Here is a 20928-nt window from a genome sequence, read left to right as displayed (position 1 = left end):
GTAGTTTTGCCAACTAGGCCCGTTTCCCCGACCCAGTGCAAGCCCGGGACCTCGCCCCCGGCGTCGTTTTCAGATCACGATCACATCAAGGGGTGGAAAGCCGTTGAAACCCACCGTGGCATAAGTCGAGGTATAGGCCCCGCAGGCATGGATCACCACCGCGTCCCCAGCCCGCAACCCCAGCGGCAGCAGAACGGGCTGTTTTTCATACAGCACATCCGCACTATCGCAAGAGGGGCCGGCCAGCACGCAAGGCCCCACGGGTTCATGGTCTCGGGCCGTAGTGATCCGATAGCGGATCGCCTCGTCCATGGTTTCGGCCAGACCAGAGAACTTGCCGATATCCAGATAGACCCAGCGGTGCAGATCGTTTTCGTGCTTTTTCGACACCAGCAGCACTTCGGCGGCAATCGCACCAGCTTCTGCGACCAGCCCGCGTCCCGGCTCTGCCATGATATGCGCCACATCAGCAAAACGCGTCTGAACCCGCTTCATCACTTCCGAGGCGTAGCTTTCTGGCGGCATCACTGCGCGGTCATACTGTGCAGGAAAGCCGCCGCCGATATTCAGCAGCCGCAGCGCGTGCCCGGCAGACTGGGCGCGCTGCCACAGCTGGGCCACCTGATCGAGCGTTCCGTCCCACATCTCTGGCGCGCGCGTTTGCGAGCCAACGTGAAAGGACAGCCCCTCCACCTGCAGGCCCAAATCTCGCGCATAGCTCATCAGTTTCAGCGCCTTATCCGGTGTACAGCCGAATTTCCGGCTTAGCGGCCAGTCGGCAGCGCTGTTGTCTACGATCAAACGCAGACAGACATGCGCACCGGGCGCATGGGTGGCCAGCTTGTCCAGCTCTTCGCGTGCGTCGGCGGCAAAATGGGTGATGCCAAGGTCGTGGGCAAAGGCAATGTCGGCAGGTCGCTTGATGGTATTGCCAAAGCTGATCTGCGCCGGAGTGGCGTCGGCCTCTAGGCACATCTCGATTTCGGCGCGGCTGGCGGCGTCAAAATGCGCGCCTAGCTGTACCAGACGCCGCAGGATTGCAGCCTCGGGGTTGGCCTTGACCGCATAGTGAATTTTGGCCCGTCCCAGGCCCCGCGCAAGGGCACGGTATTGCGCCGACACGGCCTCAAGGTCGACCACAAGCGTCGGGCGTTCAAAGCTGTGGCTGGCGATATAGTCCAGATGCCGCGCCTGCACAGTGGAGTGCAGATCAGACTGTTTCACTGAAGGGGAGTCAAAAAGGGGCTGGTCTGCAGCGACTGCAGCCCCGGTTACCTGTGCGTTCATGGTCATCTCCAAAAGACCCGGCCATATATGGCCGCTCAGTTCCATCAGAGACGTTACCGTCGCTACGTAACCATGGGGGTTTCAGGCCCTTGGGACAGAGGCGCGTGCGTTGGCGTCTTGATCCGCCATATCGGGCAAAGATCCGAGTCGATCAAGCGTTTTCTTCAACCGGCCAACAAAACCTGGCAAAGGCTCTCTCAAAACTTCAAAACATGGCATAGCTTCAGACTAACGGCCCCGCAGACAGTCACGCGGTGTTGCCTCGCCGGGCTTGACCTCGCCGCAACTCTGGCAGCGCCAATGCCCCAATGAGCGTTCCAGCCGCCACCGGCAATCACGAGTCAATGTCGTCGTCTTACGACGCCAGATAAAATAACCAAACACGCCGGTCAGCAAAAGAAGAAGTAGAATAGGCATGGCTGGCATTTACCCGCTACAGGGGCCAATCTCAAACAAAAAACCCCCGAACCGAGGGAGGTCGGGGGCTTAAAGCAACAAATCACTTGTAACACACACGTGGGCACGGTGAACCCGCGCTGCGGCTCGGGCGGCAGCTCAGGCGGCGGCGTAGTAAGGCATGTAACCCTCAGTCCCTTCGACGGGTTCGTCGCTTGTCATTTCCGGCAGCACTTCTGGCGTGTAATAGGCCCAAGCCTGTTCCAGATCTTTCAATGCGGCCTCTGCGACAGCTTTGGCGTTGGGCAAATATTCTACTGTTTTCATGGTCTTTCGTCCTGATCGGTTTTGAAACCTCTCCCCTGCGCACAACATAGGCAGTCAGCTTCACCGGCACATCGGACAAAAATGCAGTCTTGCCATGCGCTTGCTGCAATGCAGAATTTAAAAACCCCGGACAGATCACTGTCCGGGGTTTTTAGTCAAACCGATTGGGCCGAAACACAGACCCGCAAGCGCTATCAGACCGCCCGATCAACCATCATGTGTTTGATATGCGCGATCGCCTCGGCCGGGTTCAGACCCTTGGGGCAGGTCTTGGTGCAGTTCATGATGGTGTGGCAGCGATACAGCTTGAAGGGATCTTCGAGCTGGTCAAGGCGCTCAGGTGTGGCCTCATCGCGGCTGTCGATGATCCAGCGATAGGCATGCAACAAGGCTGCTGGCCCGAGGTATTTGTCGCCATTCCACCAGTAGCTCGGGCAGGAGGTTGAGCAGCTGGCACACATCACGCATTCATAAAGACCGTCGAGCTTTTTGCGGTCCTCGATGGACTGACGCCACTCCTTGGCCGGGGCGTTGGTCTTGGTCTCTAGCCAGGGCATGATTGACGCATGCTGCGCATAGAAATGCGTCAGGTCAGGGATCAGATCCTTGACCACGGGCATGTGGGGCAGCGGGTAGATCTTGACGTCGCCCTTGACCTCATCCAGCCCGTAGATACAGGCCAGCGTGTTGATGCCATCGACGTTCATCGCGCAAGACCCACAGATCCCTTCGCGGCACGACCGGCGGAAAGTCAGCGTTGGATCGATCTCGTTCTTGATCTTGATCAGCGCGTCCAGGATCATGGGACCGCATTTGTCCATATCGAGGAAATAGGTGTCGACCTGCGGGTTCTTGCCATCGTCGGGGTTCCAACGATAGATCTTGAACTTGCGCACATTTGTCGCGCCGGTCGGCTTGGGCCACGTCTTCCCCGTGGTGATCTTGGAATTTTTCGGAAGTGCGAATTGGACCATAGATCGTTCTCCTTGCTTAGCTGCCCACCAGACCAGAGACCGCAGTCACCGGTTGGCAGGAGATAGGATAAAACAACAGCGCCGCAGGGCCCTGCCGAAAATCATGTGACACCTCGGATGAGGCGGTATTCGTGTTCAAAACCAGTGTGGCGGCACTCATGCGCGCACCGCCTGTGGCAATGGGGGCTGCTGCGCCACCGTCGCCAGAAACTCCGCATCCTGCGGAAACAGTACCGTCAGTTCGTCGATCAGTGCTGTATCGCGCGCTGCCAGATGCAAGAGTGCTTGAAATTCAGCATCGCCCCGCATCTGTTGCCAACGCCGGTCGACCTGCAATTCAGCGGCCGTTTTGGCCTGTTTCTGAAAGGATGAGCCGCCACCATAGGGCTGCACCTCACCCAGACTGTTGTCGCGCGGTGCTTGCCCCGGTTCTGCAAGCCCAAGCTGCGTCAGAACCGCCGTGCGGTAGCTGTCTTTGGCGACCCAGCTGTCATAGCAAATCGCCACCAGCGCCAACTCCTTGGCCTGGCGCACCAGCCCCAGCAGCCGGGTATAGGTATCCATGGCGCGCAGCAGGATCGCATTGCGGCGCACCAAGGAATAGCCTTCATTGGCCTGCAGTTTTTTCAACAGTGACGCCGACCAGTTCAGAAAGCTGCGATAGATCAGCACATTGCGGGACAAGCGTGTCTCGTCAAATGTGCCTGATACCTGCCGGTCTGCACCAAACTCCGCCGGACTGGTGTCCTCGTAGGAGATCAGCACCAGTGCACCGTCCCCTGCCGCACCGGTGACCGAAGCCATGTCGCGCCGGGCCTTGTTTTGCGGTGCATGGGCGCCGTTGACTTCCATGCCACGAAAGGATTGCAAAGGGTGCTGACCCGGTTTGCAGTTGTTGAAGAACACCGACCTGCCCTCCGGCGCATTGCGCTGCAGCCAGGAGATGATCGCGTGATTACCCGAGCGACGCATGCCAAAGGCCCGCAGGACCTGTCCGGGGGCGATACCAAGTGCGGGCCAAGCCCGCGCAGGGGAGCTGTGGGTCTGTGTCAGCACGGTGACCACTCTCCATTTAGCGAAGAACGGATGGTCGATCCATCGGCAAGATAGGTCAGGGCGCGCCGCTGGGCTGCCTTGGCAAGCCTTTCCCAAAGGGCTGTAACGCCGGGCATAAGGGGATAATCCCAAAGCAGCGGCGTCTGGGATACCACGGCTTTGGTCCCGGCGCAGGCCGAGAGCAAAGCCAAACAGCCAAGCAGGGCCATTTTGATATCCCAGAAACGTGCCATATCAGAAGGTACGTGCCTTTGGCGCGATTTTCGCCAGGCTGATGCCGCCTTCGTCTTCGGTGGTCAGACGGTCCAGGATCACCGGACGATAGGTGAGGTCCACCTTGGTGTCGTCAACCCGGCTGACGGTATGGACCCGCCAGTTTTCATCATCACGTGTGCTGTAATCTTCGTGCGCATGCGCGCCGCGGCTTTCGCGACGGGCTTCGGCACCGTGAATGGTCGCCAGCGCGTTTGGCATCAGGTTGGCCAGCTCCAGCGTCTCCATCAGATCCGAATTCCAGACCAGCGAGCGATCGGTGACCTTGAGGTCGCCCATCTTGCCGGCAATAGCGGTCATCTTCTCGACGCCCTCTTTCAACGACTTGTCGGTGCGGAACACCGCAGCATCCGACTGCATGGTGCGCTGCATTTCCAAACGCAGATCTGCGGTGGCAGTGCCGCCATTGGCATTACGCAGCCCGTCAAAACGATCAAAGGCCTGATCAACCGACGCTTGGTTCAGCACTGGGTTTGGTGCTTCGGCATCGACGATCTTGCCCGCGCGGATGGCCGCAGCCCGACCAAAGACCACAAGGTCAATCAGCGAGTTCGACCCCAGACGATTGGCCCCGTGCACCGAGGCACAGCCCGCTTCGCCCACGGCCATCAGGCCGGGCACGACGCCGGTTGGGTTGTCGGCAGTCGGGTTCAGCACTTCGCCCCAATAGTTGGTTGGAATGCCGCCCATGTTGTAATGCACCGTTGGCAGAACCGGGATCGGCTCTTTAGTGACATCGACGCCGGCAAAGATCTTGGCGCTTTCCGAAATACCCGGCAGACGCTCGGCCAAGGCCTCGGGTGGCAGGTGGCTGAGGTTCAGGTGGATATGGTCGCCATCAGCGCCGACACCGCGGCCTTCGCGGATTTCCATGGTCATGGAGCGCGATACATAGTCTCGCGGGGCGAGGTCTTTATACTGGGGCGCATAGCGCTCCATGAACCGTTCGCCTTCGGAGTTGGTCAGATAGCCGCCTTCGCCGCGCGCCCCCTCGGTGATCAGACAGCCAGAGCCGTAGATGCCTGTGGGGTGGAACTGGACAAACTCCATATCCTGCAGCGCCAGACCGGCGCGCGCCACCATGCCACCACCATCACCGGTGCAGGTATGGGCCGAGGTCGCCGAGAAGAAGGCACGGCCATAGCCACCGGTGGCCAGAACAACCATCTTGGCGTTGAAGACATGCATGGTGCCATCGTCGAGCTTCCAGCAGACAACACCCTGACACTGGCCATCGTCGGACATGATCAGGTCGATGGCGAAATATTCGATGTAGAATTCAGCGTTGTTCTTCAGCGACTGACCATACAACGTGTGCAGGATGGCGTGGCCGGTGCGGTCGGCGGCAGCACAGGTTCGCTGCACCGGGGGGCCCTCGCCGAATTCAGTGGTGTGACCACCAAAGGGGCGCTGATAGATCTTGCCTTCTTCGGTGCGGCTGAACGGCACACCGTAATGTTCCAGCTCGTAAACCGCCTTGGGGGCTTCGCGGGCGAGGTATTCCATCGCATCCGTGTCACCCAGCCAGTCAGAGCCTTTGACGGTGTCATACATATGCCACTGCCAGTTATCCGGGCCCATGTTGGACAGCGAGGCGGCAATACCGCCCTGCGCCGCAACCGTGTGCGAACGGGTTGGGAAAACCTTGGTCACGCAGGCGGTGCGCAGACCCTGTTCGGCCATGCCGAGCGTTGCGCGCAGTCCGGCACCACCGGCACCCACGACCACGACGTCATAGTCATGCGTCTCGTATTCGTATGCAGCCATATTACTTGTCCCTTACAGCGCGATCTTGGCCAGGGCAAAAAGCCCGGTGGCGATGGTGGCGTAGCTGAGGCCGATCACAAACATGATCAGAATCTTGCGGGCCGAACCGCGCGCATAGTCTTCGATCATCATCTGCGCGCCTTTGTTGAAATGCATCACCCCGGCATAGAGCGTCAGGCCCGTGAGGATGGCCGGGAAGGGGCGTGCAAAGGTCGCCAGCACCTCTTCCTGGGTGCCGCCAATGGCAGAGCCCACGATGTAGATAAATGTTGGCACCAGAAAGGCCAGCGCCACAGCACTTACCTGCATATACCAGTGGTGTTCAGTACCGGTGCCAGAGGCACCTTTGCCGACAGCACGTTTGCGAGCGGTCAAATAACGCATGTCTTGCTCCTCAAACCACAAGCACGGTGATAACCGTGAGAACAACTGAACCGATCATCATGCCCCAGCCAAGTTTCTCGGCGGTTTCGATGTCCAGCCCGTGGCCTGCATCAAAATAGAGGTGACGCAGCCCGGCCAGGAAATGATACCAGATGCCCAGTGTCGACAGCACCAGCACGATATCGCCAAACCAGGATGTCATCACCCCGTTGGCGGTGGCAAAATAGGCAGGCGACGTCGCCGCTGCGAGGAGCCACCAGACGATCAGCATCACCGAGATGATAAGCGCATTGCCGGTGATCCGGGTCAGGATCGAAGACATTGAGGTCATCTGCGGGCGATAGATCTTCAAATGTGGCGAAAGCGGGCGATCGCCCCGATTTACATCGGCCATGTTGGCTCCTTTCAGAATAGCTACGGGTGTTTTAGCTGATTTTTGCCTGCTGTCACGCAAACCAGAGGTAAATTTCTGCGGTTATTTGACCTGTTTTGTTAAAAACAGTGGCTTTGTGATCACAGCTCACAGTCAAGTGATCACAAAAATACCTTACTGAAAATCTTTTGCAGAATCAGACCTCCGCTGCTCCGCGCCTTGTTGAAATTTCCGCAAAACCGCCACTCTGCCGTCCGACGGCGACAGGATTGCGGCTGTTTTACGCGCCACCTCGCGTACCAGTTTGCGGCGAATCTTTTCTGGATAGTCGGAAAAGCTGAACGCCGTCTCAACAAAAGCACCCTCTCCCCAGATGACCTGCTCGTAGAAATAGGCGGTCAGTTCCGGCTCGCTTTGTTCAATAGCAATGGCGTTCACCGTAACCCCAGCTGCATCCAGTGCAGGTTTGAGCGCGGCGGGCTCAATACCTTCGTTGGAATAGCCATCTCCCGACAGATCAATGACCCGGCGCCTGCACTGCGGCACCTGCGAGAACTGCGCCAAACCAAGCGACAACGCCTCGCCGATGGCGGTGGAATAGTTGCGCCAGGGCCGTGGTGTCGCCTCGATCATCTGCGCCAAGGCTTCGACCTCGGCAAAGCTGCGGGTTGGCTGCCAGGGGATCGAAACCTCCTGGCGGGCCTGCCCTGACCATTGGATCAGGCTGACCTGTGCTTCGGCCCGCACAAGGGCTTCGGATACGACACCATCGCGCAGTGCCGTGGCCAGCCCATCCATCTGCAGCCGATATTCCCCGGCATCCACCGAGCCGGAGACATCCACCGCCAGCACCAGCGCTAGATCACAGGCGCCCGCAGCCATAGGCAGCAAGGCAAGACCCGCTGCCAGAATATGCGGTTTGATCCTCATTCTGATGCTCATAAAGGAAGTCTAGGCCGGATAATCCTGCACCGTCACGCAATTTGCACCGTGCTCACAGAAGTGTTGATCCAAGCGGGTGGCATCAAAAGCAAAAGGCCGCGTGGTTTCTCACGCAGCCCCATATGGTTTTCGGAGTGATTTTTGAGATTGCTTGGCTTGCCGCTTATTTCGGCATCAGGGCCCAGTAATCCAGATCGAGCAGTACGTCAGGCTGGTACTTTCCGTCTTCACCTTTCAGATCAAAAGGCGCGCCGCCTTTGGTGGCGACCAGACGCAGGCGAATGGCACCAACGCCGGGGGCTGCGGTGTCGGCCTTGTCCAGCACCTCGGACCAGGCGCGAATGGTTGTCCCCGACAGGCAGGGATTCGCATGTGCCCCGCCGTTCAGGCCAACAATCATCTGCGCATTGGCCAGGCCGTTGAACGATAGCGTGCGCGCCATGGAAATCACATGACCGCCATAGATTAGCCGGGTGCCGTCGGGGCGGGCTGTATTATCAAAATGCACCTTGGCGGTGTTTTGCCACAGACGTGTGGCCAGCATATGCTCTGCTTCTTCAATGGTGACGCCATCCACATGGTCGATGGTCTCGCCCACGACATAGTCGCCCCAGCGGTGCGCTTCGCCGGCCAGATCAAAATCATAGTCGCTGAAATCCAACCCTGCAGGCACCACCAGCTGATCCGCCGGGATAACCTTGGCCAGATCCGGCAGCACTGTTTCAGGCGCAGGCGCGTCCAGATTGCCTTTGCGCACCATGACCCAGCGGACATATTCCATCACAGTCTCGTCGCGCTGGTTCAGGCCCTTTGTGCGCACATAGACCACGCCCGATTTGCCGTTGGAGTTCTGCTTGACGCCGATCACTTCGCTCGTCGAGCGCAACGTGTCGCCTTCATAGACCGGTAAGAGCCAGCGGCCTTCGGCGTAGCCCAGATTGGCCACCGCATTCAGCGAGACATCGGGAACCGTCTTGCCAAACACGATGTGGAAAGCCGCCAGATCATCCAGTGGCGATTTTGGCAGACCAGAGCGGCGGGCAAATTCATCTGAAGAATACAGCGCATGACGCGCCGGGTAGAGCGCATGATACATGGCGCGCTCGCCGCCCGAAACGGTGCGCGGCACCGCGTGGGTGATCACATCGCCGAGGGCGTAGTCTTCAAAAAATCGGCCTGAATTGGTTTTTGCCGCGCTGGTCTTGGCCATCAGTGTTCTCCCAGTTTCGTATCGGGTGTGTAGGTGCCATCCACCTCTTTCACCACAGATTGACCACAGCGCATGATACCCTTGACGGGGTCAAAGGTCTGGGTGGGGCTGCCATGCAGCTCCCATCCCTTGTTCAGCGCATCAGTCACCTTGTGACAAAAGGCGGATGTGTCGTCTTCGCTCAGGAACCGATAGAGCTTCATGCCTCAGCCTCCTGGAAAGGGCGATGGGCCAAGCAGGCCGTGAACATAGCCGATCACGCCCAGCAGCACGACGGATGCAACAAGGAAAATCGCATCCTTTTTGATGCTGCCCTTGGGGTTTGGCGTCCAGTTTGGCTCCGCCTTGTTGATAACGATTTTCTCGACGATCGACCAGGCCCACAGACCACCAAACAGCACAAAGGACGCAGGATCCCAGTTGACCAGAAGATGCGCAATCGCCCAAAGGCCAAAGCCCGTCAGCATCGGGTGGCGCATCTTGTAGAAAATCGCGCCTTTGCTGGGGCCAGGGCTAGTGAAATACAACGCAAACAGCATCAACAGATTGTTGATATGCTGGAAAAACGGTGGATACAGCGCCAGCTCATAGCTTTCAGCCGAACGGTAGCCCAGCACCATCAGAACGATACTCAGCACCAAGACAACGGCGACGAGGCCCTTGCCCTTGTCGCCCATTGGTTCGCGGATGCCGGGGGCCACGCGCTTGAACAGATGCGCGCCCCACCACAGCAGGATGCCTAGGACCAGAAGTGTCATGTCAGTCTCCCAAAGATGTTAACTTGGTTAACACCTAGGCGGAAATCGCGGCGATTGCATCTGCTTTTGCAAGAATTTCCCGCGCCGTCACCACATGCAGGTTCTCGACTATCTTGCCATCAACCACAGCAACCCCCTGACCCGAGGCCTCAGTCTCTTCAAAGGCGGCGATCTGACGGCGGGCCAGATCGATTTCCTCGGCGCTCGGAGCAAAGGCTTCGTTGGCCACATCGACCTGCGCCGGGTGGATCAGGGTCTTGCCGTCAAAGCCCATATCACGTCCCTGAGTGCTTTCAATCATCAGGCCTTCGGCGTCCTTGAAGGCGTTGTAAACGCCATCAACGATGATCAGGCTTTCGGCCTTGGCAGCCAGCAGGCACAGGCCAAGCCCTGCCATCATCGGCAGGCGGTCAGCCCGGAACCGGGTCTGCAGCTCTTTGGCCAGATCATTGGTGCCCATGACCATGCCCTGCAATTTGGGATGAGCCGCAATCGCAGCTGCATTCAGCATGCCACGCGGGGTCTCCATCATCGCCCAGAGCGGCTTGTCACCGGTAAGGGCCGCCAGCGCATCCAGGTCTGCCGGATCTGACACTTTGGGAAGCAAAATCGCGTCACAATCCATTTCGGCGGCGGCTTTTGCGTCAGCTTCGCCCCATTGGGTATCCAGCCCGTTGATGCGCACAATCTTCACCCGCGCGCCATAACCACCCTCTTTCAGCGCCTGCGCGAGGGTCTCGCGGGCGTTGTCCTTTTCCTCGGCGGAGACCGCATCTTCGAGATCAAAGATGATCGCGTCCACCGGCAGGGTCTTGGCCTTCTCCAGTGCGCGCGGTTTGGAACCGGGGATATAGAGAACCGAACGATAGGGGCGGCTGCGCGGATCCATGAGGGAATCTCCAAGTTATTTTGTTGCGCAAACGGCTACAGATTCGGGCGTAAACTTTCAAGGCAAATTACGCCGCATTGCAGAAACGACCTGACGACACAGACCTAAGCCGCCTTCCAAAAAGAAAAAAATCCGCTGCCCAAACCCCAAGATCGGTCCGGATCTGTGCATTAACCAAATGTCAGAAACTCCTTGGCAAACTTTTCCTATCGCACAGGCCCATGGCCGGAGATCAAAAACCACGATCACAGCCCATCGAACAGGGGCGCGATCTGACAATGTGATCTTTCACTGCGTGGGCAAAATGCCCCTTTAGGAAAGACTGGGCCAAAGGCTCGCATAACGATTACGTCACACAGTAACCGGCCCCAGCCTGATGGGTTCGCAGAGAGGTCAAGTGACTGCTCTCTTTCAGGATGGCCGTTCTGCAAAGGGTAAAACCCATGGAGAAGACGATGTTTAAAACCACATTTGGCCTGACTGCCCTGACTGTCCTGGGTCTTACCGCCACACTGATCACTGCCGCCCCGGCAACTGCACAGGGCCGCAATTGCGCGCCGCGTGAAGTTGTCGTGCAGCGTTTGGCCGAAAAATACGGCGAAAGTCGGCAGGCCATCGGCATTGGCCAGCAGGGCATGGTGATGGAGACATTTGCCTCTGCTGAGAGTGGCAGCTGGACCATCACGGTAACGATGCCCACCGGCATGACCTGTCTGATGGCCTCTGGGCAGTCATTTGAGGCCCTGGCCGAAGCCGTTCCTACTGTCGACAACGACGCCTGAAGCGCAGTGCCCGCCCGCCTGAAGCGCCCCCGCTCACTCAGTGATCCGTAGCGGGGCTCGCCGCAGAGTCATGGCGTGTTTCTCATCGCTTCGATAGCCAAGTTTTTGGTAGAAAGCCCGTGCCCCCGCCGCTTTCCCTGTCAACAGCATGATCTTATAGGCATCCCGCTGCCAGGCGAGATCCTGTGCGTGCAACATAACCTGACGGGCCAGCCCCTGCCCGCGCCAGGACTGTAATGTGACCACGTTTTCAATCAAGGCATAGGGCCGTCCTTCATGGGTAAGGTTCGCCAAAACATGCAAGGTCGCGACAGAAACAACCCGTCCCGCTGACTGGCCGCCATCATTGCGCCCCGTTGCAACTGCGCCAATGATATGCGTTCCAGGATGGGTCAGGATCTCCTCAAAGCGGCGATATCCTTGTGTACCGGCCAGTACTGGCAACTTCCCCATAAGCTCTCGATACAACGAAATAAGATCGTCGTAATCTGTTGCCGCCAATGCCCGCGTTGTGACGATATCTGACACTGCTGCCCTCCTGTCCATTCCCAAGCGTTTTCTGGCGTTTTCTGGCGGATCTCATTTCCGATCACCTAAGGTCAGACCTGTCTGGCCAGAACTGAAATTGACTGCCGATATTCAAACTCAGAAATGCCTATTCTGACCAGCCCTTCTAACGCCATCCAATGGCCTGCATACGCCAGGAACCTGCCGGAATGCCGCCACGATGCTCTCAATCCGCCACCAGAATCGAAGCGCCTCAGTCGGGATTTGCTCTCGCAGCAGCCCCTGACAGACAGCCAAATACGACGCGCCGGAATGAAAACACGAAAAACATTACAGCAATTGTTGCAAAAAATGACTGCCGGATATCCCTTGTTTGCAAGCGCTTTAGCGCTATCCCACCGATCTTCCACTCTTCTCCGGCAAGCTATGCCGCAGCGCAGAACCCTTGCGCGGGCGCACGAGAGATCGTAGGCATCCCCCCAATTTCAACCGGACCGGAGAGAAATCCCCATGGCCAGATCCAAGATCGCCCTCATCGGCGCAGGCAACATCGGCGGCACGCTCGCCCACCTCGCAGCCCTCAAAGAACTTGGCGACGTTGTTCTTTTTGACATCGCTGACGGCCTGCCCCAGGGCAAGGCACTCGACATCGCACAATCCGGCCCCGTCGAGAAAATCGACGCCGACATGTCCGGCTCCAGCGATTATTCCGCGATTGCCGGCGCTGATGTTTGCATCGTCACCGCAGGTGTCGCCCGCAAGCCCGGCATGAGCCGCGATGATCTGCTGGGTATCAACCTCAAAGTGATGAAATCGGTTGGCGAAGGCATTGCAGCCCACGCGCCCGACGCATTCGTGATCTGCATCACCAACCCGCTGGACGCGATGGTTTGGGCGCTGCAGAAATTCTCTGGTCTGCCCGCCAACAAGGTCTGCGGCATGGCCGGAGTGCTCGATTCCGCTCGCTTCCGCCACTTCCTGGCCGAAGAGTTCAACGTCTCCATGCGCGACGTCACCGCCTTTGTTCTGGGTGGCCACGGCGACACCATGGTGCCTTCGGTGCGTTACTCCACCGTTGCAGGCATCCCCTTGCCCGATCTGATCGATATGGGCTGGACCACGCAAGAGAAACTGGACGCCATGGTTCAACGCACCCGTGACGGTGGCGCCGAAATCGTTGGTCTGCTGAAAACCGGTTCGGCCTTCTATGCCCCGGCTGCCTCGGCGATCGAAATGGCCGAAGCTTATCTGAAAGACCAAAAGCGCGTTCTGCCCTGTGCTGCCTATTGTGACGGTGATCTGGGTGTCAAAGACATGTATGTGGGCGTGCCCACCGTGATCGGCGCTGGTGGTATCGAGAAGATCGTCAACATCAAGCTCAACAAAGAAGAGCAGGACATGTTCGATACCTCGGTCAAGGCTGTTCAGGGCCTGGTTGAAGCTTGCAAAGGTATTGATAGCTCGCTGGCATAAGCCACAACCTAGAAATGATGTTGTCCATAAGCCCGGAGCATTCCGGGCTTATGCGCTTTTTTTGCTTTTTTAGTTTGGTTTTGAGCAGTCGGCTTTCGCTCAGCAAGCCGCCATTTGATTTTCACCAGCCAGCAGCAGGCCGACATGTTCTTTAAACGAATTTTTAGGAAAATTGCTTCGCAAGCTTCGGCTTCGACCAAGACCAAAAACCGGAACAACGGGTTTGTTTTTGCCACGACTGGTCTGGAGTATACCAACCTTGCCCGCCGTGCTGCGCGAACCCTCCGTCTGGCCATGCCAGAGGCCAAGATTGACCTTTTCACTGATCAGGAGATTTCGGATCCCGTTTTCAACCAGATCCACCCGGTGGATCGCAGCGGCCCACGCCCCAAAATGTGCTCGCTTCTGAATTCGCGCTTTGACAAAACGATCTATCTGGATGCAGATATTGTCGTCCTGGAAGACCTGTCAGATGTTTTTGATCTCCTTGAAATCAGGCCAATGGTTGGCGCCTTGGGTGTTTCGCGGCGCCGCGTCGAAATGATTTCCTATATGAAAGGAATTCCGCACGGTTTTCCGCTCTTGAACGGCGGTTTCGTGGGTATCAAAAAATGTAAGATCACAAAGGATATCCTGACAGACTGGGACCATAGCTTCCACAACTCCCCTCTCAGGAAGGATCAGCCAATTCTCCGGGGGGTTCTGTTTCGCCACAAATTCATTCCGCTAGTTCTGGGCCAAGAGTACAACCTGATCAAACTGGCCATCCTGGATAGGTGGGGGCCCCACAATGGAGCGGTGCGCTGCCTGCACGTTCGCCCATTGCATCAAGCGCCACAGCTTTCCCCGAAAAAGCCCATTAGTTTGCGGGAATTTGTCTCTCCGAAAACCTACGAGCGTCTTGTCAGGGCACGGCAGAACGATCAGTCCATAAAAACCGCCAGTCCGGTTTACGATTTACCATAGAACGTTGCAACATCGCTTGCATCTGGAGGCGGCGGCTCTCTCTTTTGGATCGTTTGACAGATCCTTTCCCCGCAGCAACGGTATCGACAGCCTGCGAGAACCAGTCTTTGCCGGGTGTTCTTTGTTCTGCACCGGTCCAATCCGTGTCGCCGCACAAACGCACCCGCAATTGCCCCGCGTCACGTGCGACGCGGCCGAAGGCCAGCCAGTCTGAGCCATCGCAAATGAACTTGACCCGTCGCCGCCAGCGACGCGTCATGGGACTACACCGAACGAATCGACAAGATTTAACCGCTTTTCGATATGTGATCACACGGTCCAAAAGTGTGATCACATATCTGGAAAATCTTCATCATTTCCCCGTGAACTGTCAAAAAACCCTTTAAACATTCGTCTTATGACGGCGTTATGACAGAGATTATTGAAGCCAGACGGGACAGTTTCTCATGAACATCCACGAATATCAGGCCAAGGCCCTTCTTCGCAGCTACGGAGCGCCAGTTTCCGACGGTCGCATCGTGTTGAAGGCCGACGAAGCCAAAACCGCCGCAGGCGAGCTTGACGGCCCGCTTTGGGTGGTAAAAGCACAAATCCATGCCGGCGGTCGCGGCAAGGGCTCCTTCAAAGAAGCCGATGCCGGTGAAAAAGGCGGTGTCCGCCTGACCAAATCGGTCGAAGAGGCTTCCGAGGAAGCCAAGAAGATGCTGGGCCGCACCCTGGTCACGCATCAGACTGGCCCAGCCGGCAAGCAAGTGAACCGCATCTACATCGAAGCAGGTTCCGGCATTCAGACAGAAATGTACCTGGCGCTGCTGGTTGATCGCCAGACTTCGCGCATCTCTTTTGTTTGCTCCACCGAGGGCGGCATGGACATCGAGGAAGTGGCAGCCGCCACCCCCGAAAAGATTCTGTCGTTCAGCGTCGATCCGGCCACCGGCTATCAGGCGTTCCACGGTCGCCGCGTTGCCTTCTCGCTGGGTCTTGAGGGTCAGCAGATCAAGCAGTGCGTCAAACTGATGGGTCAGCTCTATCAAGCCTTCGTCGAAAAAGACATGGAGATGCTGGAGATCAACCCGCTGATCGTGTCGGACACCGGTGATCTGAAAGTGCTCGACGCCAAGGTCAGCTTTGACGGCAACGCCATGTATCGCCACCCCGATGTGGCCGAACTGCGCGACACCACCGAAGAAGACCCCAAAGAGCTCGAAGCATCGAAGTACGACCTGAACTACATCGCGCTCGACGGTGAGATCGGCTGCATGGTGAACGGCGCGGGTCTGGCGATGGCCACCATGGACATCATCAAACTCTACGGTGCAGAGCCTGCAAACTTCCTTGACGTTGGCGGCGGCGCCACCAAAGAGAAAGTCACCGAGGCCTTCAAGATCATCACCTCGGACCCACAGGTCAAAGGCATCCTGGTCAACATCTTTGGCGGCATCATGCGCTGCGATGTGATCGCCGAGGGCGTAGTTGCCGCGGTGAAAGAAGTTGGCTTGCAAGTTCCGCTGGTTGTTCGCCTTGAGGGCACCAATGTGGAAGCCGGCAAAGACATCATCAACAACTCCGGTCTTGATGTGATCGCTGCCGACAACCTGTCCGACGGCGCCGAGAAAATCGTGAAAGCGGTTAAAGGCTGAACCGAGCATGGCATTGGATCATACAGACGTAAATCGCACTTGCCCCGCTTGCGGGAGCAAGGACGCGAACTCGGTTTCGGCCTATTCGCCGAAACCTTGGGACGTTGTCAGCTGTGATCCGTGCCAGTTCGTCTTTCTGCGCAACCCGCCCGCCTATGAAGCCCTCGAAGAGGATTTTGCCTGGGAAAAGACCTATGAGGCCAAGAAATCGGCTTCAAATGGCTCGACGCCCTTTAGCCCCATGGCACGCAAAATCCGCAACGGCTTGGGGATGTACCGGGATAAAACCCCGCAATTTCGCAAGTGGTTCAACGATGGGCTGGTGCTGGATATCGGCTGCGGCTGGGGCCAGCGCATCAAATCGCCAATGACCCCTTTCGGGATTGAATTGTCGGTTGAGATGCACAGCAAAGCGGACGCCTGGATGCGCCAGCAAGGCGGCTATTGCCTGCATGGGCCGGGTGCCGAAGCAATCTGGGATTTCCCCGCTGAACACTTTGATGGCGTTGTCATGTTCTCTTATCTGGAACATGAAAGCGCGGTCATGAAAGTGCTCGATGGGGCGTACCGGGCCCTAAAACCTTCGGGCGGGGTTTTCATCCGGGTTCCCAACTATGCTTCCTTTAATCGCCGTGTGATCGGGCCAAAATGGTGCGGTTTCCGCTACCCCGATCACGTCAACTACTTCACGCTGCAAAGCCTTAGTGATGTCGCCGCGCGCGCAGGGTTCACCACCCATCTGGTGAACAAGTTCTCCCTGCCGGTCGACGACAATATCACGGTGCTTCTGCGCAAAACCAACTCTTAAGCAAGGACCAGACTCATGGCAGTCCTCATCGACGAAAACACCAAGGTTATCTGTCAGGGCTTTACCGGCTCGCAGGGCACCTTCCACTCTGAACAGGCCATCGCCTATGGCACCAAGATGGTCGGCGGCGTCACCCCAGGCAAGGGTGGCCAGTCCCACCTGAACCTGCCGGTTTTCAACTCCGTGCATGAAGCCAAGCACGTGACCGAAGCCAACGCTTCCGTCATCTATGTGCCGCCCCCCTTTGCCGCCGATTCTATCCTCGAGGCAATCGACGCCGAGATGGAACTGATCGTCTGCATCACCGAAGGCATTCCTGTGCTGGACATGATGCGTGTTCAGCGCGCGCTGGACGGATCTAAATCGCGCTTGATCGGCCCTAACTGCCCCGGTGTCATCACGCCTGACGCCTGCAAGATCGGCATCATGCCTGGCCACATCCACCAGCGCGGCAGCGTCGGTGTTGTGTCGCGCTCCGGCACCCTAACCTACGAGGCGGTCAAGCAGACCTCTGACATCGGCCTGGGCCAGTCTTCGGCTGTTGGCATTGGTGGCGACCCAATCAAGGGCACCGAGCACATCGACGTGCTGGACTTGTTCCTGGACGATGACGAAACCCAGTCGATCATCATGATCGGTGAAATCGGTGGCTCTGCCGAAGAGGAAGCCGCAGAATTCCTCGCCGAGCAGCGCAAAAAAGGCCGTTGGAAACCCGTCGCTGGCTTCATTGCCGGTCGTACAGCCCCTCCCGGCCGTCGCATGGGCCACGCGGGCGCAATTGTCGCTGGCGGCAAAGGTGGCGCTGAAGACAAGATCGAAGCGATGAAATCCGCAGGCATCGTTGTCGCCGAAAGCCCCGCAGGCCTCGGCGAAGCGGTTCTGAAAGCGATCAAAGGCTAAAGATCTTTTGGGGCGGCCTTGGTCGCCCCAAACACTCTACCCGGATATGGCAGGTCACATGGCACAGAGTTTCCGATACCCGAGGCAAATCGCAACAGGCGTCGCAAGTAATTGCGCTGACTGCCTTTGTTCCGCTTTGTCCGCCGTAAGTATTGCGAAACACATCTGCAATATACCAGTCTGCGAACCCCTTTCGCACGACACCGCTTATTCCTTTTGATTTCCAGTTTCTGATCCTCTGCAGTGAGAACATCCATGACAGATAACTCTCCCAACGACCTGTTCCACGCCTCCTCTTTCATGCAGGGGCACAATGCCGAATACCTCGAGCAGCTCTATGCGCAATACGCCAGTGACCCAAACGCGGTGGATGCCGCCTGGGCTGAGTTCTTCCGCCAGATGGGCGATGCAGATCTCGACGTAAAGGCCGAGGCCCAGGGCCCGTCTTGGGCGCGTGGCGACTGGCCACCTGCACCCAGTGATGATCTGACAGCGGCGCTGACAGGCGAATGGCCTGCCCCGGTCGAGACCAAAGCCGCCGGCAAGAAAATTGCCGCCAAGGCCGCAAAAGCAGGCGTTGAGGTCTCGGATGAGCAGATCCAACGCGCCGTGCTGGATTCGATCCGCGCCCTGATGCTGATCCGCGCCTACCGGATCCGGGGTCATCTGGCCGCCGATCTTGACCCGCTGTCGATGCGCAGTGACGCGCCGCACCCCGAGCTGGATCCACAAAGCTATGGCTTTATGGACGCCGATATGGATCGCCCGATCTTTATCGACAATGTTCTGGGCCTGCAGGTCGCCTCGATGCGCCAGATCGTTGATATCGTCAAGCGTACCTATTGTGGCACCTTTGCGCTGCAATACATGCATATCTCTGACCCCGGCCAGTCCGCCTGGCTGAAGGAGCGTATCGAAGGCTACGACAAGGAAATCAAATTCACCCGTGAAGGCCGCAAAGCGATCCTCAACAAGATGGTCGAGGCCGAGGGTTTTGAGAAATTCCTGCACGTCAAATACATGGGCACCAAGCGTTTTGGTCTGGATGGTGGCGAAAGCCTGATCCCAGCAATGGAACAGATCATCAAACGCGGCGGCAATCTTGGTATCGAAGAGATCGTCATTGGTATGCCGCACCGGGGCCGTCTGTCGGTTCTGGCCAATGTGATGCAGAAACCCTATCGCGCGATCTTCAACGAATTCCAGGGCGGCAGCTTCAAGCCCGAAGATGTCGATGGTTCGGGCGATGTGAAATATCACCTCGGCGCCTCTTCAGACCGTGAATTTGATGGCAACAATGTTCACCTCAGCCTGACCGCCAACCCTTCGCATCTCGAGGCGGTGAACCCGGTGGTTCTGGGCAAAGTGCGCGCCAAGCAGGACCAGAAAAGCGACAGCAGCCGCACCAATGTTCTGCCGATCCTGCTGCATGGCGATGCCGCCTTTGCAGGCCAGGGCGTGGTTGCAGAGTGTTTTGCGCTGTCGGGCCTCAAAGGTCACAAGACCGGCGGCACCATGCATATCGTGGTGAACAACCAGATTGGCTTCACGACCGCGCCGCATTTCTCGCGCTCCTCCCCCTATCCCACCGACAATGCGCTGGTGGTTGAAGCACCGATCTTCCACGTCAACGGTGACGACCCCGAAGCCGTGGTGCACGCCGCCAAGGTTGCGACCGAGTTTCGTCAGAAATTCGGCAAGGACGTGGTGCTGGATATCTTCTGCTATCGCCGGTTTGGTCACAACGAGGGCGACGAGCCCATGTTCACCAACCCGCTGATGTACAAGAAGATCAAGGGTCACAAAACCACGCTCAGCCTTTATACAGAACGTCTGGTCAAGGATGGCCTGATCCCCGAGGGCGAAATCGAGGACATGAAGGCGACCTTCCAGGCCCATCTCAACGAAGAGTTCGAGATCGGCAAGGACTACAAACCCAACAAGGCCGACTGGCTGGACGGGCGCTGGTCGCATCTGGACAAAAAGGATGAGGACTACCAGCGCGGCCGTACGGATATCGCGCCGGAAACCATGGCCGAGATCGGCAAGAGCTTGGCCTCCGTGCCCGAAGGCTTCCCGATGCATAAGACCGTCGGGCGCTTTTTGGCCGCGCGCGGTAAGATGTTTGAGACCGGCGAGGGCTTTGACTGGGCCACCGGCGAGGCGCTGGCTTTCGGCTCCTTGCTGACAGAAGGCTTCCCCGTGCGCCTGTCGGGGCAGGATGCCACTCGTGGCACCTTCTCGCAGCGTCATTCCGGTATCATCAATCAGGACACCGAAGAGCGCTATTTCCCGCTCAACAATATCCGCGCGGGCCAGTCACATTACGATGTGATCGATTCCGCCCTGTCGGAATATGCGGTTCTGGGCTTTGAATATGGCTACTCGCTGGCTGAACCCAACGCGCTGACTCTCTGGGAAGCCCAGTTCGGCGATTTCGCCAATGGCGCGCAGATCATGTTCGACCAGTTCATCTCGTCGGGCGAAAGCAAATGGCTGCGGATGTCTGGTCTGGTCTGTCTGATGCCGCACGGGTTTGAGGGCCAGGGCCCTGAGCACTCTTCGGCGCGTCTGGAGCGGTTCCTGCAGATGTGCGGTCAGGACAACTGGATTGTTGCCAACTGCACCACCCCGGCCAACTACTTCCACATCCTGCGCCGTCAGCTGCACCGCTCGTTCCGCAAGCCGCTGATGCTGATGACGCCCAAATCGCTGCTGCGCCACAAACTGGCCGTCAGCAACGCCGAGGATTTCACCACCGGTTCCAGCTTCCACCGGGTTCTGTGGGACGATGCCCAAAAGGGTCATTCGGAAACCGAACTGGCGGCGGATGACAAGATCAAGCGCGTCGTCATGTGTTCGGGCAAGGTCTACTACGATCTGCTCGAAGAGCGTGACGCCCGTGGCATCGATGATGTCTATCTGATGCGCATCGAGCAGTTCTATCCCTTCCCGGCGATCTCGCTGGTCAAGGAGCTGGAGCGCTTTAAGGGGGCCGAAATGGTCTGGTGCCAGGAAGAGCCCAAGAACCAGGGTGCCTGGACCTTCATCGAGCCCAATATCGAATGGGTGCTGAGCCGCATCAAGGCCAAGCACACCCGGCCCGCTTACGTCGGCCGTGCCACCTCGGCGTCGCCTGCAACCGGTCTCGCCAGCCAACATAAAGCCCAACAAGCTGCGCTCGTGAACGACGCGCTGAGCATCTGAGGAAGACAG

General features: G+C 57.9%; 23 protein-coding genes. 7 read left to right on the top strand and 16 right to left on the bottom strand.

The genetic code is table 11. The annotated features are described in order from the left end of the window. Positions 1-69: 69 nt before the first annotated feature. The 15 genes from PH5382_RS08620 to PH5382_RS08565 form a co-directional block, all read right to left on the bottom strand. Positions 70-1332 carry a type III PLP-dependent enzyme gene (locus tag PH5382_RS08620; RefSeq protein WP_058333964.1) on the bottom strand — a complete coding sequence of 421 codons (1263 nt, stop codon included), beginning with the start codon at positions 1330-1332 and terminating at the stop codon, positions 70-72. Positions 1333-1515: 183 nt separating this feature from the next. Next, positions 1516-1704: a hypothetical protein gene (locus tag PH5382_RS19425; protein WP_082645611.1), complete on the bottom strand. Its 189-nt coding sequence runs from the start codon at positions 1702-1704 to the stop codon at positions 1516-1518. 138 nt (positions 1705-1842) lie between these two features. Then, positions 1843-2010 (bottom strand): hypothetical protein, encoded by a 168-nt coding sequence (locus tag PH5382_RS19995; protein WP_197410026.1) that lies wholly within the window; start codon positions 2008-2010, stop codon positions 1843-1845. Between the two features lie 194 nt (positions 2011-2204). Next, positions 2205-2984, bottom strand: a complete 780-nt coding sequence (locus tag PH5382_RS08615; RefSeq protein ID WP_058333963.1) for a succinate dehydrogenase iron-sulfur subunit — start codon at positions 2982-2984, stop codon at positions 2205-2207. Between the two features lie 16 nt (positions 2985-3000). Continuing rightward, complete coding sequence (locus PH5382_RS19730; RefSeq protein WP_156414868.1) at positions 3001-3144, bottom strand: hypothetical protein; 144 nt, start codon at positions 3142-3144, stop codon at positions 3001-3003. Beyond that, positions 3141-4040, bottom strand: coding sequence for a hypothetical protein (locus PH5382_RS08610; protein ID WP_058333962.1), 900 nt, complete (start codon positions 4038-4040; stop codon positions 3141-3143). The genes PH5382_RS19730 and PH5382_RS08610 overlap by 4 nt, the downstream gene beginning before the upstream one ends. Then, on the bottom strand, positions 4034-4273 hold the full coding sequence (locus tag PH5382_RS08605; protein WP_058333961.1) for a hypothetical protein: 240 nt from the start codon (positions 4271-4273) through the stop codon (positions 4034-4036). The genes PH5382_RS08610 and PH5382_RS08605 overlap by 7 nt, the downstream gene beginning before the upstream one ends. A gap of 1 nt (position 4274) precedes the next feature. Beyond that, positions 4275-6080 carry a succinate dehydrogenase flavoprotein subunit gene (sdhA, locus tag PH5382_RS08600; RefSeq protein ID WP_058333960.1) on the bottom strand — a complete coding sequence of 602 codons (1806 nt, stop codon included), beginning with the start codon at positions 6078-6080 and terminating at the stop codon, positions 4275-4277. A gap of 12 nt (positions 6081-6092) precedes the next feature. After that, complete coding sequence (gene sdhD / locus PH5382_RS08595; protein ID WP_058333959.1) at positions 6093-6464, bottom strand: succinate dehydrogenase, hydrophobic membrane anchor protein; 372 nt, start codon at positions 6462-6464, stop codon at positions 6093-6095. A 10-nt stretch (positions 6465-6474) separates the two neighbouring features. Further along, a complete protein-coding gene (sdhC, locus tag PH5382_RS08590; RefSeq protein WP_058333958.1) occupies positions 6475-6858 on the bottom strand; it encodes a succinate dehydrogenase, cytochrome b556 subunit in 384 nt (127 codons plus the stop codon). Positions 6859-7011: 153 nt separating this feature from the next. After that, the gene (locus tag PH5382_RS08585; protein ID WP_058333957.1) at positions 7012-7767 is read right to left on the bottom strand and encodes a DUF1194 domain-containing protein; all 756 of its coding nucleotides are present in this window, start codon (positions 7765-7767) and stop codon (positions 7012-7014) included. Between the two features lie 175 nt (positions 7768-7942). Further along, entirely contained in the window at positions 7943-8989 is a 1047-nt protein-coding gene (locus PH5382_RS08580) for a MaoC family dehydratase (protein WP_058333956.1), read from the bottom strand. Next, a complete protein-coding gene (locus PH5382_RS08575) occupies positions 8989-9192 on the bottom strand; it encodes a DUF1737 domain-containing protein (RefSeq protein WP_058333955.1) in 204 nt (67 codons plus the stop codon). Before PH5382_RS08575 ends, PH5382_RS08580 begins: the two co-directional genes overlap by 1 nt. Before the next feature lie 3 nt (positions 9193-9195). Further along, on the bottom strand, positions 9196-9747 hold the full coding sequence (locus PH5382_RS08570) for an NnrU family protein (RefSeq protein WP_058333954.1): 552 nt from the start codon (positions 9745-9747) through the stop codon (positions 9196-9198). Positions 9748-9781: 34 nt separating this feature from the next. Continuing rightward, a complete protein-coding gene (locus PH5382_RS08565) occupies positions 9782-10636 on the bottom strand; it encodes an HpcH/HpaI aldolase/citrate lyase family protein (RefSeq protein ID WP_058333953.1) in 855 nt (284 codons plus the stop codon). Positions 10637-11091: 455 nt separating this feature from the next. Here PH5382_RS08565 and PH5382_RS08560 point away from each other — a divergent pair, with 455 nt between their 5' ends. Beyond that, positions 11092-11418, top strand: a complete 327-nt coding sequence (locus PH5382_RS08560; protein ID WP_156414867.1) for a hypothetical protein — start codon at positions 11092-11094, stop codon at positions 11416-11418. A 33-nt stretch (positions 11419-11451) separates the two neighbouring features. On the opposite strand, the gene PH5382_RS08555 is transcribed toward PH5382_RS08560, so the two are convergent. Next, positions 11452-11946, bottom strand: coding sequence for a GNAT family N-acetyltransferase (locus PH5382_RS08555; protein WP_058333951.1), 495 nt, complete (start codon positions 11944-11946; stop codon positions 11452-11454). A gap of 489 nt (positions 11947-12435) precedes the next feature. Between PH5382_RS08555 and mdh the strand changes: the two genes are divergently transcribed. The 6 genes from mdh (at position 12436) to PH5382_RS08525 (ending at position 20919) form a co-directional block, all read left to right on the top strand. Beyond that, positions 12436-13398 (top strand): malate dehydrogenase, encoded by a 963-nt coding sequence (gene mdh / locus PH5382_RS08550; RefSeq protein WP_058333950.1) that lies wholly within the window; start codon positions 12436-12438, stop codon positions 13396-13398. A 114-nt stretch (positions 13399-13512) separates the two neighbouring features. Beyond that, positions 13513-14364: a glycosyltransferase family protein gene (locus PH5382_RS08545; RefSeq protein WP_058333949.1), complete on the top strand. Its 852-nt coding sequence runs from the start codon at positions 13513-13515 to the stop codon at positions 14362-14364. A gap of 446 nt (positions 14365-14810) precedes the next feature. Continuing rightward, positions 14811-16004, top strand: a complete 1194-nt coding sequence (sucC, locus tag PH5382_RS08540; RefSeq protein WP_058333948.1) for an ADP-forming succinate--CoA ligase subunit beta — start codon at positions 14811-14813, stop codon at positions 16002-16004. 7 nt (positions 16005-16011) lie between these two features. Next, positions 16012-16812, top strand: coding sequence for a class I SAM-dependent methyltransferase (locus PH5382_RS08535; protein WP_058333947.1), 801 nt, complete (start codon positions 16012-16014; stop codon positions 16810-16812). Positions 16813-16827: 15 nt separating this feature from the next. Then, on the top strand, positions 16828-17712 hold the full coding sequence (gene sucD, locus PH5382_RS08530) for a succinate--CoA ligase subunit alpha (RefSeq protein WP_058333946.1): 885 nt from the start codon (positions 16828-16830) through the stop codon (positions 17710-17712). Between the two features lie 255 nt (positions 17713-17967). After that, a complete protein-coding gene (locus PH5382_RS08525; protein ID WP_058333945.1) occupies positions 17968-20919 on the top strand; it encodes a 2-oxoglutarate dehydrogenase E1 component in 2952 nt (983 codons plus the stop codon). Positions 20920-20928 lie beyond the last annotated feature (9 nt).

This window comes from Phaeobacter sp. CECT 5382 (genome assembly GCF_001457775.1).
Taxonomy (GTDB): Bacteria; Pseudomonadota; Alphaproteobacteria; order Rhodobacterales; family Rhodobacteraceae; genus Pseudophaeobacter.
This window is presented reverse-complemented; position numbering and strand designations above follow the sequence as displayed.

What these genes read in the sequence shown, in the direction of transcription:
- PH5382_RS08620 (WP_058333964.1), bottom strand. Translation starts at nt 1,332, where the DNA reads ATGGAACTGAGCGGCCATATATGGCCGGGTCTTTTGGAGATGACCATG.
- PH5382_RS19425 (WP_082645611.1), bottom strand. Translation starts at nt 1,704, where the DNA reads ATGCCTATTCTACTTCTTCTTTTGCTGACCGGCGTGTTTGGTTATTTT.
- PH5382_RS19995 (WP_197410026.1), bottom strand. Translation starts at nt 2,010, where the DNA reads ATGAAAACAGTAGAATATTTGCCCAACGCCAAAGCTGTCGCAGAGGCC.
- PH5382_RS08615 (WP_058333963.1), bottom strand. Translation starts at nt 2,984, where the DNA reads ATGGTCCAATTCGCACTTCCGAAAAATTCCAAGATCACCACGGGGAAG.
- PH5382_RS19730 (WP_156414868.1), bottom strand. Translation starts at nt 3,144, where the DNA reads ATGAGTGCCGCCACACTGGTTTTGAACACGAATACCGCCTCATCCGAG.
- PH5382_RS08605 (WP_058333961.1), bottom strand. Translation starts at nt 4,273, where the DNA reads ATGGCACGTTTCTGGGATATCAAAATGGCCCTGCTTGGCTGTTTGGCT.
- sdhA (WP_058333960.1), bottom strand. Translation starts at nt 6,080, where the DNA reads ATGGCTGCATACGAATACGAGACGCATGACTATGACGTCGTGGTCGTG.
- sdhD (WP_058333959.1), bottom strand. Translation starts at nt 6,464, where the DNA reads ATGCGTTATTTGACCGCTCGCAAACGTGCTGTCGGCAAAGGTGCCTCT.
- sdhC (WP_058333958.1), bottom strand. Translation starts at nt 6,858, where the DNA reads ATGGCCGATGTAAATCGGGGCGATCGCCCGCTTTCGCCACATTTGAAG.
- PH5382_RS08585 (WP_058333957.1), bottom strand. Translation starts at nt 7,767, where the DNA reads ATGAGGATCAAACCGCATATTCTGGCAGCGGGTCTTGCCTTGCTGCCT.
- PH5382_RS08580 (WP_058333956.1), bottom strand. Translation starts at nt 8,989, where the DNA reads ATGGCCAAGACCAGCGCGGCAAAAACCAATTCAGGCCGATTTTTTGAA.
- PH5382_RS08575 (WP_058333955.1), bottom strand. Translation starts at nt 9,192, where the DNA reads ATGAAGCTCTATCGGTTCCTGAGCGAAGACGACACATCCGCCTTTTGT.
- PH5382_RS08570 (WP_058333954.1), bottom strand. Translation starts at nt 9,747, where the DNA reads ATGACACTTCTGGTCCTAGGCATCCTGCTGTGGTGGGGCGCGCATCTG.
- PH5382_RS08565 (WP_058333953.1), bottom strand. Translation starts at nt 10,636, where the DNA reads ATGGATCCGCGCAGCCGCCCCTATCGTTCGGTTCTCTATATCCCCGGT.
- PH5382_RS08560 (WP_156414867.1), top strand. Translation starts at nt 11,092, where the DNA reads ATGTTTAAAACCACATTTGGCCTGACTGCCCTGACTGTCCTGGGTCTT.
- mdh (WP_058333950.1), top strand. Translation starts at nt 12,436, where the DNA reads ATGGCCAGATCCAAGATCGCCCTCATCGGCGCAGGCAACATCGGCGGC.
- sucC (WP_058333948.1), top strand. Translation starts at nt 14,811, where the DNA reads ATGAACATCCACGAATATCAGGCCAAGGCCCTTCTTCGCAGCTACGGA.
- PH5382_RS08535 (WP_058333947.1), top strand. Translation starts at nt 16,012, where the DNA reads ATGGCATTGGATCATACAGACGTAAATCGCACTTGCCCCGCTTGCGGG.
- sucD (WP_058333946.1), top strand. Translation starts at nt 16,828, where the DNA reads ATGGCAGTCCTCATCGACGAAAACACCAAGGTTATCTGTCAGGGCTTT.
- PH5382_RS08525 (WP_058333945.1), top strand. Translation starts at nt 17,968, where the DNA reads ATGACAGATAACTCTCCCAACGACCTGTTCCACGCCTCCTCTTTCATG.